Origin of the sequence: Pseudomonas sp. JUb42, from assembly GCF_024807945.1 — a bacterium.
Lineage (GTDB): Bacteria > Pseudomonadota > Gammaproteobacteria > Pseudomonadales > Pseudomonadaceae > Aquipseudomonas.
Genome location: NZ_JANUFD010000018.1, coordinates 42479 through 54462 on the forward strand (window position 1 = coordinate 42479; position 11984 = coordinate 54462).

General features: G+C 61.5%; 10 protein-coding genes and 2 pseudogenes. 5 read left to right on the forward strand and 7 right to left on the reverse strand.

The genetic code is table 11. The features are described from left to right. The first annotated feature begins 2 nt into the window (after positions 1 to 2). The 3 genes from M2401_RS28905 to M2401_RS28915 all read left to right on the forward strand — a co-directional run bounded on the left by M2401_RS28905 (position 3) and on the right by M2401_RS28915 (position 2114). Positions 3 to 836, forward strand: coding sequence for an ABC transporter permease (locus M2401_RS28905; RefSeq protein ID WP_259109035.1), 834 nt, complete (start codon positions 3 to 5; stop codon positions 834 to 836). After that, a complete protein-coding gene (locus M2401_RS28910; RefSeq protein ID WP_259109037.1) occupies positions 833 to 1546 on the forward strand; it encodes an ABC transporter ATP-binding protein in 714 nt (237 codons plus the stop codon). Before M2401_RS28905 ends, M2401_RS28910 begins: the two co-directional genes overlap by 4 nt. Positions 1547 to 1886: 340 nt before the next feature. After that, positions 1887 to 2114, forward strand: coding sequence for a DUF6124 family protein (locus M2401_RS28915; RefSeq protein WP_259109040.1), 228 nt, complete (start codon positions 1887 to 1889; stop codon positions 2112 to 2114). Between the two features lie 156 nt (positions 2115 to 2270). On the opposite strand, the gene M2401_RS28920 is transcribed toward M2401_RS28915, so the two are convergent. From M2401_RS28920 to M2401_RS28945, 7 genes and pseudogenes are all read right to left on the reverse strand, one after another. Next, positions 2271 to 2981, reverse strand: coding sequence for an alpha/beta fold hydrolase (locus tag M2401_RS28920; RefSeq protein WP_259109042.1), 711 nt, complete (start codon positions 2979 to 2981; stop codon positions 2271 to 2273). 213 nt (positions 2982 to 3194) lie between these two features. After that, positions 3195 to 3815, reverse strand: a complete 621-nt coding sequence (locus M2401_RS28925; RefSeq protein ID WP_259109044.1) for a response regulator transcription factor — start codon at positions 3813 to 3815, stop codon at positions 3195 to 3197. Continuing rightward, the gene (locus M2401_RS28930) at positions 3812 to 4879 is read right to left on the reverse strand and encodes a sensor histidine kinase (protein ID WP_259109046.1); all 1068 of its coding nucleotides are present in this window, start codon (positions 4877 to 4879) and stop codon (positions 3812 to 3814) included. The genes M2401_RS28925 and M2401_RS28930 overlap by 4 nt, the downstream gene beginning before the upstream one ends. A 223-nt stretch (positions 4880 to 5102) precedes the next feature. Then, positions 5103 to 6407: an AAA-associated domain-containing protein gene (locus M2401_RS28935; protein ID WP_259109055.1), complete on the reverse strand. Its 1305-nt coding sequence runs from the start codon at positions 6405 to 6407 to the stop codon at positions 5103 to 5105. 24 nt (positions 6408 to 6431) lie between these two features. Beyond that, positions 6432 to 7166 (reverse strand): annotated as a pseudogene (locus tag M2401_RS34815) (ABC transporter permease subunit); the annotation flags it as partial. Between the two features lie 71 nt (positions 7167 to 7237). Continuing rightward, positions 7238 to 8033: pseudogene (locus M2401_RS34820) on the reverse strand (ABC transporter permease subunit); the annotation flags it as partial. 441 nt (positions 8034 to 8474) lie between these two features. Beyond that, positions 8475 to 9569, reverse strand: coding sequence for a DUF1615 domain-containing protein (locus M2401_RS28945; RefSeq protein ID WP_409034002.1), 1095 nt, complete (start codon positions 9567 to 9569; stop codon positions 8475 to 8477). Between the two features lie 512 nt (positions 9570 to 10081). On the opposite strand from M2401_RS28945, the gene M2401_RS28950 reads away from it, so the two are divergent. After that, entirely contained in the window at positions 10082 to 10894 is an 813-nt protein-coding gene (locus M2401_RS28950) for a formate/nitrite transporter family protein (RefSeq protein ID WP_259109059.1), read from the forward strand. A gap of 21 nt (positions 10895 to 10915) precedes the next feature. After that, a complete protein-coding gene (gene moaA, locus M2401_RS28955; RefSeq protein ID WP_259109061.1) occupies positions 10916 to 11914 on the forward strand; it encodes a GTP 3',8-cyclase MoaA in 999 nt (332 codons plus the stop codon). Positions 11915 to 11984: the final 70 nt, after the last annotated feature.

The window sequence follows — 11984 nt, forward strand, 5'->3', positions numbered from 1 at the left end:
TCATGGCCGTGCCGAGCAAATCCCTGTCCGACACCTCGCCCCGGCGACTCAGGACGCCACGCCTGCAGTGGGCTGCAAGACTGAAAGGTTGGGCATTACCCCTGCTGATCATCGCAGTCCTTGAAATCACCGCGCGGGCGGGCGTGCTGCCCACCTACCAGATGCCCGCCCCCAGCGACGTGGCGCTGACCCTGTTGGAACTGGGTCACGGCGCGCTGGGCAAACATGTGCTGGCCAGCGTGCTGCGGGTACTGGGCGGATTTGCCATCGGTGCGAGCCTGGCGCTGCTGTTCGCCGCCTGGGTCGGCCTGAGCCGGGAAGCCGAGGCCTGGCTGGAGCCGACCTTCGCCGGGCTGCGGGCCATCCCCAGCCTGGCCTGGGTGCCCCTGCTGCTGCTCTGGCTGGGTATCGACGAAACCTCCAAGATCGTGTTGATCGCCATCGGGGCGTTTTTCCCGGTGTACGTCAATGGCGTGGCGGCCATCCGTGATGTCGACCGGCGCCTGGTGGAAGTCGGCCAGATGTACGGTTTCAGCCGACGCCGCCTGATCTGGCGAATACTCTTGCCCGCCTCGATGCCCGGCCTGTTTACCGGATTGCGCAGCGGCCTGAGCATGGCCTGGATGTTTGTCGTGGCAGCGGAACTGATCGCCGCCACCCGGGGTTTGGGTTACTTGCTCAGCGACGGCCGTGAAACGTCGCGGCCGGACATCGTCCTGGCCGCGATTATCGTCCTCGCGGTACTGGGCAAGCTCAGCGATGGCCTGCTCGCCGCGCTGGAGCGTCGCTGGCTGCACTGGCGCGACACCTTTACTGGCCAGGGAGACGACGCATGAGCGAGGCATTGCTGGATATACAGGTCAACCGCAAGGACTTCGGCCAGACCCGCGTACTGCAAAACGTCAAGGTGCGCCTGCATCCCGGTGAAGTGGTCAGCCTGCTGGGCCCCAGCGGCTGCGGCAAAAGCACGCTGTTGCGGATCATCGCCGGGCTTGAACAGGACTACAGCGGCGAACTGCAGCAGAGCACCGATCAGGTGGCGTTCGTCTTTCAGGAACCGCGCTTGATGCCCTGGCTGAGCGTGGCGCGCAACGTCGGCTTTCATGATGACACGGCATTCGATGCGGCCTGGGTCGCCCAGTTACTCGACGAAGTCGGCTTGGGCGGCTTTGCCCAGGCCCTGCCCAAGCAATTGTCCGGCGGCATGGCCCAGCGCGTGGCGATTGCCCGTGGCTTGTATTCGCGCCCTCGTGTGCTGCTGCTCGATGAGCCTTTCAGTGCGGTGGACGCCTTTACCCGCATGAAGCTGCAAGACCTGTTGCTCGACCTGGCAAAGCGGCATGACATCGCCCTGCTGATGGTCACCCACGATATCGACGAGGCGCTGTACCTGAGCGATCGCGTGTTGATCATGGGCAATCGCCCCAGCCATGTGCGCCTGGAACTGGCGGTGGAGCTTGCCCATCCCCGTGATCGCCGGGACCCGCTGCTGGCAACCCTGAAGGCAGAGTCCCTGACCGAATTGCATCAGGCCCAGGTGTTCTGAATCTGACGCCGACCGGCCACACAACTGGCAATACTTGTCAGGCGTTAAACCGCCCTGCTGTAGGACTCTTCTGAAGTTTTTGGCTATGCTGCGCAACCTCTTGAAGATGCCTGAAGAGGCGACTAATTTGCCGCCTGTCGCTGACTGCAGCGACGGGGTTTAGTCGCCCTTCTTGCAAAGTAGCTCTCCAATGCATCGCCGATCTGGCGATCTATGGTGGCTGTGTATGGGGCGCCTTCGGGCGCGCCGTGTCCTTTGCAACGGTCGACTAACCCGTGCACAGCCGCCACCCTTTGTTTAGTCGCGAAGTGTGAGGGCCCGAACTTGCAAAGGAATCTTTATGAACACACCGATACCCAATCTCTTCATCCTCAACCCCGATATCCCCACCGAAGAACTGCTGATATTCGCCAGCGAATACCTCGACAGCACCGCCGCCATCGTCTACGAAACCGCCGACAATATTTCCTCCGAGTACCGGCCCCTGGCCCGGGCGGCGGTGCAGCAGATGCATGTGTTACGGACGATGTTCGATGCGGTGGCGGTGAGGGTGCAGGGGCAACAATAAGTCGATCTATAGCCTTCGCGGCGGTGCGGCAATCCGACAAGCCACGCTCCAACGGTTACGCGTAATCCTGTGGGAGCGTGGCTTGCCCGCGAAAAGGCCGGTATATCCGACACCTTTGTTGGGCATTGCATACCGTTTCGCAACCTGCGGCAGCGCCTACAGGCCCTCGTCACCCAGCCAATTCTGGAGCAATTCCAGGGTCCGCTCAGGATGCTCCAGCGGCGGCAAATGCCCGCATTGCGCAATCACCACCAGAGTCGAGCCGGCAATGCTGCGGTGCATCAGTTCGGACTCTTCCCGCGGCGTCACCCCATCCTCGGCCCCGACCACGATCAGGGTCGACACCTTCACTTGCTGCAGCACCGGCATATAGTCCGGGCGGTCGATAATGGCTTGCTGCTGACGGATGAAACCGTCCTTGCCGATGGTCTCGGCCATATCCAGAACGGTCTGTGCGGCAGGCGTGCCCAGGCTGCGGGCGTGCATCAGGCGGGGCAGCAGTTGCGGGGTTACGCCCTTGAATTTGCCCAGCTCGGCCAGGTTAAGCATGCCCCGTCTCACCTTGGCGCGAGCCTCGCTATCGGGCCGGGCCATGGTGTCGAACAGCGCCAGTTTGAGCACCCGCTGCGGCGCCAGACGAAGGATTTCCATGGCGACATAACCGCCCATGGACAACGCCGCCAGGGCGAATTGCTCAGGTGCCTGATCGAGAACCCGACGGGCCATGGCTTCGAGGCTGAGGTCCTGGGTCAGGTCCGGGATCAATACCGGCCGCGAGGCTGCCAGGGCCGGTTGCTGGTGCTGCCAGAGGCGATGATCATTGAGCAGACCTGGGAGCAGGACGAGGGGAATGGGATTGGCGGGCAAAGCGGGGGCTCCAAAGAGAAGGGGTTTCAGCGTAGGGGCGGTTTTATGCAGGCCACTGCATTCGAGCGAATTATGTGGGAGCGAATTCATTCGCGAAAGCGGTGTGAAGGCGCTACCTGTGCGTTGAATGTCCCGGCCTCTTCGCGAATGAATTCGCTCCCACGATATTTCTTACACAGGTTCGCAACCACAGGTCTTCCAGTTGGGTCCGGTTCAGCCACCCGCCTTAAGCCGCTCGGAAATCTTCACCAGTTCAGCCAGGGAGTCGGCGTTCATCTTGCGCATCAGCGCGCCGCGCCGCACTTTCACCGTGACCTCGCTGACCTCCAGCCGCGCCGCCACCTGCTTGTTGAGCAGGCCGGTCACCACCAGGTCCATGACCTGGCGCTCGCCTTCGGTGAGGCTGGCGTGGCGCCTGAGCAGTTCACTGTGCACCGAAGCAGTTGCCCGGCGTTCACGGTCTCGCTCCAGCCCCTGATGGATGGCGTCGAGCAGGTCCTGTTCGCGGAACGGCTTGGTCAGGAACTCCAGGGCCCCGGCTTTCATGGCCCGCACCGACATGGGGATATCGCCATGGGCGGTGATGAAGATCACCGGCAAAAGAATGCCGTCGCTGGCCATGCGGTCGATAAAATCCAGGCCGCTCATGCCCGGCATGCGCACATCGAGTATCAGGCAGCCCGGCGCATCCGCCCGCTCGGCCGTGAGGAACGCCTGGACCGAGGCGAACAGCCGGGCATTCAGGCCGATGGACGCCAGCAGGTCCTCCAGCGAGGCACGGATCGAGGCATCGTCATCGACGACATAGACAATGGATTCTGCGTCGGCGGTCATGTTGGCTCCATGGCATTGCCAGGCAGAGTGAAGTGAAAAATCGCCCCGCCGCCGGGGTTGGCGCTGGCCCAGATACGGCCGCCATGGGCTTCGATGATCGAGCGACTGACCGCCAGGCCAATGCCCATGCCCTCGGCCTTGGTGGTGTAGAAGGCTTCGAACAGGCGCTCGGCAGATTCTGTATCGAGGCCGATGCCCGTGTCGCAGACCGCGAAGCCAAGTTGCCCGGACGGTTGCTGATCGACACGAATTTCCAGCTCACGACGCTCATCCCTGGCCGCATTGATGGCTTCGCTGGCGTTGAGGATCAGGTTCAGCAGCACCTGCTGGACCTGTACACGGTCGGCCAGCAACGGCGGCAGCCCCTCGGGGATCTGCAGGTTGAGCTGCACCCGCTGTTGCTCCAGCTCGCTGTGCACAAGAGCCAGAATACCGGTAATGGTATCGGCGACGTTCAGCCATTCCTTGTGCGGCGGCGCACGTTTGGCCAGGGCGCGGACCCGGGCGATCACTTCGCTGGCGCGGTGGGCGTCGCTGATGATGCGCTCCACCGCCTGACGCGCCTTGGGCAGATTGGCCGGTTCTCCTGCCAGCCAGCGCAGGCAGGCATTGCCGCTGGTAGCAATGGCCGCCAGCGGCTGATTCACTTCGTGGGCAATCGAGGCCGTCAGTTCGCCGAGCATATTGACCCGGCCGATCTGCGCCAGATGCGCCCGCGCCTCATGCTCTGCGCGCGTGGCCATGGCCATGCGCAGGCTCAGGTAGGTGGCGGCGATGATCGCTGCCAGGCTGATCAGGCAATTGATCAGGCCCGAACCGTGGTCGCCGGATTTGGTGGCCAGGAAACTGATGACCGTCAGGATCAGGCACAGCACGGCAATCCGCGCTACGCCCTTGGGCGACAGGAAGCTCATGGCCAACAGGACGACGGCGACATGAAATACCCCCACCGCGATCTCCATATCAGTCAGGGTATCGACCACGGCAATGCCGAACGCCAGCGCCAGCAACGCGCTCAAGCGCAATGCCCCACGCGCCCTGCTGTAGTTTTCCTTCTCGCCCATGGCGCAGATTCTCTCGATGATGCGGAATGTGAAAGCTATTGGGAGCGAATTCTGTGGGAGCGAATTCATTCGCGAAGACGGATTTGCAGCGATACATTTTTATTAGAGTACTGGCCTTTTTTCGCGAATGAATCCGCTCCCACAAATTCACTGCCACAAATCCGCTGTCACAGACTCGCTCCCACAATATCAAGTCCAGGCACTTGCCACATATGTCATCACGTCAGGAGGGATTATCCAGGCTGAACAAATCCGTCACTTCATCATAGGCAAACAGTTCGGCATAGCGGCCCCACTGGGTCACCACGTCCAGGGTCTGGGCGGCATCGTTTTCCGACATGGAGTCTTCCAGTTCATCGCGAAAACGCCGGGCCGGGGCGCTGCGGCTGGAGCGGTCGTCGAGGACGCGGCGCACATGTGCCACCAGCGGTACGAAGTTCATCAACTGCTGGGCGAACAGTTGTTTGCGTTCATCAACGTCGGATAACGCATAGCGTTCGGCGGCCGGGAGCAGACGGATGTCGCCGCCCTTGAGCTCGGCCAGACGCAGCAGTTGCAGCACTTCAGCAATCGGGAACAGCTCGTCGGCAGTGTAGTGCAGCTCGCTGGCCAGCTCCGGCAGGTCGGCCTTGCCACCGTAGGCCGGGGCATGAATGGCTTCGATCAGCCCGGCCAGGGTGTTAGTCGACACCTGAGGCAGGACCATGCCCAGGCCGGTACCGGGAAACGCGCCCGGACGCGTGACGCCGACCGCATCGTCGCCGGTCATCTTCACGTAGATTTCTTCCACCAGCGCACGGAATGCCGGGTCGTGACGGTTGCGCGGCTGCGGCAGATCGACTTTGATCTCGCTGATCACCCGGCCGGGATTGGCCGAGAACAGCATGATGCGGTCGCACATCAGCACCGCTTCGGCGATGTTGTGGGTGACCATCAGGATCGATTTGATCGGCATGCGCCCTTCGCCCCACAGATCGAGCAAATCGGTACGCAGGGTTTCTGCGGTCAACACGTCCAGGGCGGAGAACGGCTCGTCCATCAGCAGCACGTCCGGGTCCACCACCAGGGCGCGGGCCAGGCCCACCCGCTGGCGCATGCCGCCGGATAACTCCTTGGGATAGGCGCTTTCAAAGCCGTCGAGGCCGATAAGGTCGATGGCCGCCAACGCGCGCTTGCGACGAATCTCGGCGGGCACATTGCGCGCCTCCAGGCCGATTTCGACGTTCTCCAGCACAGTCAGCCACGGAAACAGGGCGAAGCTCTGGAACACCATGCTGACATGGCTGGGTAGGCCGTCCGCGCCAGGCGGGAAGTCCACCACGCCACTGGTGGGCTGGACCAGCCCGGCAATGGAGCGCAACAGCGTCGACTTACCGGAACCGGAACGCCCCAGCAGGCCGACGATTTCGTTGTCGTAAAGGCTCAGGCCGACGTTATCCAGCACCAGGCGTTCACTGCCGCCGGGTGTGCCATAGACATGCTGGACCTGACGGACATCGACCAGGCAACGTTTTTCGAGAGTGATCATGGCTACTGTCCTCAATAAAGACGTTCAATCAAGACGCAGGCGTCGTTCGGCGAATACGTACAGCGGGCGCCAGAGCAGGCGGTTGAAAGCCATGACGAAGATCGACATGACCACGATACCCAGGGCGACCTGGTGGTAGTCACCGGCTTCGGTGGCATTGGCGATATACGACCCCAGACCTGTGGCCTGCAGGTGCTCGTCGCCCCAGGACACCGCCTCGGCGACGATACTGGCGTTCCAGGAACCACCGGCGGCAGTCAGGGCGCCGGTCACGTAGTAGGGGAAAATCCCCGGCAAGGCCACCCGCCGCCACCACTGCCAGCCACGGATACGGAACATCTGTGCGGCCTCGCGCAGGTCGGTGGGCAAGGCCGAGGCCCCGGCGATAACGTTGAACAGGATGTACCACTGAGTGCCCAGCACCATCAGCGGCGACAGCCAGATATCCGGGTTCAGGTGTAGGCCGACAATGGCGATCACCGCAAACGGGAACAGGATATTGGCCGGGAACGCCGCCAACAGTTGAGCCACCGGTTGCAGGCGCTCGGTCCAGGCCGGACGCAGGCCGATCCAAACGCCGATGGGCACCCAGATCAGACTGGCGATGGCGATCAGGATCACCACCCGCAACAGCGTCGCCAGGCCCAGACCAAAGGTGTGCAACACATCGCTCAGGGCCTGGGTTTCTCCAATAAAACGCACCAGCCAGACCGTAGCCAGCACACAGGCCAGTAGTACGGCAGCCAGCCACAGCCGATCCAGCGCCAGGCTCAAGCGTGGGCGCGGCCGCAGCGTCCGGACTTTCGGCCAGCGAACCATGGCCAGCAGTTCACCGGGCCAGGCCAGCACAGCCAGTATGCCGGGCACCAGGCGGGTATTGCGTACCAGGTCGTAGACCCAGGAACGTGGGCGCTTTTGCGAAGCAGTCTGCTCGAAGCGGAATTTGTCGGCCCAGGCCACGATCGGGCGGAACAGCAGTTGGTCGTAGAGCAGGATCACCACTGCCATGGCCAACACCGCCCAGGCAATCGCCGCGAGGTTTTTCTGAGCGATGGCCAGGGCCAGCCAGGAGCCGATACCGGGCAGATCGATGGTGGTATTGCCCACGGTGATGGCTTCCGACGCGACGACAAAGAACCAGCCGCCGGACATCGACATCATCATGTTCCAGACCAGGCCTGGCGTTGCGAACGGCAACTCCAGGCGTACAAAGCGCCGCCATGGCGACAGGCCGAACTGTTGGCTGACGTCGTTCAAGTCTTTAGGCACGGTGCGCAGGGACTGATAGAAGCTGAAGGTCATGTTCCAGGCCTGGCTGGTAAAAATCGCGAAAATCGCCGCGCACTCAACCCCCAGTTGTCGACCGGGAAACAGGCCCATGAAAAAGGTCACGGTAAAGGTCAGGAAACCCAGTACCGGCACCGATTGCAGGATATCCAGGGCGGGCACGATGACCATTTCGGCCTTGCGACTCTTGGCGGCCAGCGTGGCAACCACCAGGGTAAAAAGCAGCGACGCGCCGAGGGCAACGAACATGCGCAGGGTGGTACGCAGCGCGTATTCCGGCAGGCGCCACGGCGACAGCTCGACAGGCTGCGCATCGAGCACGGTGAGGGACTGACTCATCTGCTCGGCGCCATAAATGACCAGCACCGCCGTCACCGCCAGCAGCAGGAAGAACACGATATCGGCGCCATAACGCGAGCCACGCCCCGCAGTGGCTGTGGGGACAACAGTTTTGCCGATGAAAGTATCGAAGGAGGAACGCATGGCTCACCTCGCATAACGTCGCATCGCACTGACGGTTCAGGGCAAAGCGAAGGGCTTGAAATATGCTGAGAAGGTTAAGCGGCGAGGTGGCGCGCGGCCATGGATATAAAGGACGGCTGGCTATACCAAGGTATATCTGCTGATTGGATGCAGACCCGTGGGAGCTAGTTATGTGGGAGCGAATTCATTCGCGAAGAGGCCGATACACTCAATCCATGTCGATTGTCTGAAATATTGCCTTCGCGGATGAATCCGCTCCCACAGGTTCTTGCACCACTTCACAACGGCGACGCTTGCTCAATCCCCGCCACCCCGCTGCACACAACGCGCCCGGCGCTCGTCCACGCGCTCGGCAAACCAGGCGGTGGTCAGCTTGCGGGTGATTTTCGGGCTTTGCAGGGTGATGCCCGGCAGGATCGCCCGGGGCAGTGGTTTGCCGGTTTTCTGCTCGGCCATGGCGAAGATCCTTTGGTATAGATCGCCCTCTTCGAAGGCCAGGGTTTCACCCTGTTTCAGCTGATTCCAGATCGCCGAATTGTTCATCCCCAGTTTTGGCCCCAGGGAGCGCACGGCCAGTTCCGTGGCGCCGGGCGACGTCGAGTCATAAAGAATCAGGTCACCGTCCAGGGCCAGTTGGCTGCCGGTCAGCAGATTGACCGCACTCTGGAATGCGGCATTGCGGCTGGCATACCAACCGGCGTTGAAATCGGCAAAGCGGTACAGCGTCTTCGGATAGTTAGCCGGGTAGCCGAGCAGGTGCAGAGTGCCGAAATACACCCCGCCACGGCGGCTGAATACCTCGTTGCGCAGGCTACCCGGCACGGGATACGGATAGTCCTTGGCCTGCTGTTGCGCGAACTCGACGCTGACCTGCATGGGGCCGGCGGTATGCACCGGGTTGAAACGGCCGAACAGGGTCTGGCCCAGGGGCACGCGGTCGATAAAGTCGTCGAAGATCGCGCTGAGCTCCTGTTCACTGCGCGCGCTGTCCAGGCGTTGGCCGTAGCTCTTGCCGGTGCTGGAGGGCAGTTTCAGTGCGGTATTGATCAAGGCATCGGGGATATACAGCTTGCTCGCCCGACGATTGATTTCGTCCCGGGCGATACGGCCCAGGCCTGGCACACCGGGGTCGGTCTGGAAAGTGGACTCCTGCTCGATCACGGCCATGACCGCGCAGAGATTTTCGGTGGTGGCCGCCAGTTTCTGCGCGGTGAAGGCGCCCTGGATATCCCGGGCCCAGCCTTCGCGATCCTGAACCTTGGCGGGGATCAGCCGAACGATTTGCGCCTGGATTTGCGCCGGAGTCAGCTCGGGCGCCTGGGGCGTTTGTTGGGCGCAGCCGCTCAACAGGATTACCGCAAGAGTCAGGATGGAGCGGAAAGATGAATGCACGCGCGCGTCTTCCTTGTGATCGGCGATCAGTAGACCTGTTTTTATCGGTAAAGACTCACATACTACGTACACGCGCCGGGAAGCTCCTACAGACCTTCATTCCGATTCAGATTCACCGAACACAGATTGGACCGCATCAGCTAACAAAAATATTTGCAGTGCAGTTACTCAAAACCGACCTCCACGTAGCCCGCGCCAATACTGGCCCGCAGTACCATCATTGATCCGGTCGATCAATCCATTGGAACAAGCGATTGGACTGCGACATTTCGACTCAGTAGCTTGCTTGCTAATTCAGCCAGTGAGCTGATCGTTTGCCGCCCCTGTTGCCTGGGGCCTTTGTCTCCTGCCGCTGTACAGGGAATCGCTGACTTGTCGCTTGAGATCAAAACAAGCACAAGCCGCGCCTCAAGACCGGATTCTTGAAACCCATTTTTTTCCAGGTACCCCAGTCGGGGTCAGGCGCCCGTGCGCGCTGAAAACGACTGGAACCGTGCGCGAGTGCCTTGCCAATGTCCATCAATACCCCACAACAAATCGCTGAAATCGCCATCGAAGCGGGCGCGAAGAAGGCGCATCTGCCATTGCTGTCGATTCTGGTCCTGGGCTTTCTGGCCGGGGCGTTCATCTCTCTGGGCTTTCTGCTGGATATCCATGTCAGCACCATGATTCCCCCAGCCTGGGCTTCGCTGGGCAACCTGCTCGGCGCGGCGGTGTTCCCCATCGGCCTGATCCTGGTGATCCTGGCCGGCGGCGAGCTGCTCACCGGCAATATGATGAGCCTGCCCATGGCCCTGTTCGCCGGGCGTATCGGCGTGTACGCCGTGGTCCGTAACTGGGTGCTGGTGACCATCGCCAACCTGCTCGGCGGCCTGTTCGTTGCCTATTTCTTCGGCCACCTGCTGGGCATGACCGAAGGGCCATTCCTGGCCAAGACTCTGGCGATTGCCAATGCCAAGGTCAGCGCCGACTTCGCCCACGTATTCATTTCCGGAATCGGCTGCAACTGGCTGGTCTGCCTGGGTGTGTGGTTGTCCTATGCAAGCAAGGATGTGGTGGGCAAGATCGTCGGCATCTGGTTCCCGGTGATGTCCTTCGTTGCCATCGGCTTCCAGCACGTCGTGGCCAACATGTTCCTGATCCCGGCGGCGATTTTCGCCGGTGCCTTGAGCTGGTCCCAGTACGCCGACAACTTCGTCGCGGTGTTCCTGGGCAATGCGGTGGGTGGCGCGGTGTTCGTCGGCCTGGCGTACTATGTGTCGTATAACCGGACAGCCACTGTCCAGCCGTTGCCTGTGGAAACCGGTGCGGTGCAAAAAGCCTGAAAAACAGGGTGAGAAGCCAAGATGTCTGATCGTGTGCTGATGGATGGCTATGCCCGCAAGGTGGATTACCTGCGGATGTCGGTGACCGACCGCTGCGATTTTCGCTGCGTGTACTGCATGGCCGAGGAAATGACCTTCCTGCCGCGCCAGCAGATCCTGTCACTGGAGGAAATCCATCAGATCGCCGAACGCTTCGTCGCCCTGGGCACCCGCAAGATTCGCCTGACCGGCGGTGAGCCGCTGGTGCGGGCCGGGATTGTCGGTCTGTGCGAGAAAATCGCCGCCCTGCCCGGCCTGCGCGAATTGTGCATGACCACCAATGGTTCGCAACTGGGCAAGCTGGCCAAGCCGCTGTTCGATGCCGGGGTCAAGCGCCTCAATATCAGCCTCGACAGCCTTGATACCCAACGCTTTCGCGAGCTGACCCGCACCGGTGATCTCGCTCAGGTGATTGCCGGGATCGATGCGGCCAACGCTGCCGGTTTTATTCATACCAAGCTCAATTGCGTGGTGATGCAGGGTCGCAACGATCACGAGATCAACGACCTGATCGCCTTCGCCATCGAGCGCGGCCTGGATATCAGCTTTATCGAAGAAATGCCTCTGGGCATCATCAGCGAGCACAGTCGCGCCGAATCGTTCTTCTCCAGCGAACAGGTGCGCGAGCGCATTGCCGAGCGCTATACCCTGCTGCCGTCCACCGACTCGACCCAGGGGCCGTCGCGCTATTGGCGCCTGGCCGAAGCGCCGGATATCCGCGTCGGTTTTATCTCGCCCCACAGCCATAACTTCTGCGGCACCTGCAATCGCGTGCGCCTGACCGTCGAAGGCCGTCTGCTGCTATGTCTGGGCAACGAGCATTCTGCCGACCTCAAGAGCGTCCTGCGAGCCAACCCCGGTCAGCCAGAGAAACTGGAAAAGGCCATTATCGAGGCGATGAAGCTCAAGCCGTACCGGCATGATTTTCAGCTCAATGATGAGGTGCAGGTGGTGCGGTTCATGAATATGACCGGTGGCTGAGAAACACACCGCTCAAGGTTCTTCAGGCAGGAGCTGTGGATTGGGTGGGAGCGAATTCATTCGCGAAGAG

Coding starts and splice junctions, on each gene's coding strand:
- M2401_RS28905 (WP_259109035.1), top strand. CDS start 3: ATGGCCGTGCCGAGCAAATCCCTGTCCGACACCTCGCCCCGGCGACTC.
- M2401_RS28910 (WP_259109037.1), top strand. CDS start 833: ATGAGCGAGGCATTGCTGGATATACAGGTCAACCGCAAGGACTTCGGC.
- M2401_RS28915 (WP_259109040.1), top strand. CDS start 1,887: ATGAACACACCGATACCCAATCTCTTCATCCTCAACCCCGATATCCCC.
- M2401_RS28925 (WP_259109044.1), bottom strand. CDS start 3,815: ATGACCGCCGACGCAGAATCCATTGTCTATGTCGTCGATGACGATGCC.
- M2401_RS28930 (WP_259109046.1), bottom strand. CDS start 4,879: ATGGGCGAGAAGGAAAACTACAGCAGGGCGCGTGGGGCATTGCGCTTG.
- M2401_RS28935 (WP_259109055.1), bottom strand. CDS start 6,407: ATGATCACTCTCGAAAAACGTTGCCTGGTCGATGTCCGTCAGGTCCAG.
- M2401_RS28950 (WP_259109059.1), top strand. CDS start 10,082: ATGTCCATCAATACCCCACAACAAATCGCTGAAATCGCCATCGAAGCG.
- moaA (WP_259109061.1), top strand. CDS start 10,916: ATGTCTGATCGTGTGCTGATGGATGGCTATGCCCGCAAGGTGGATTAC.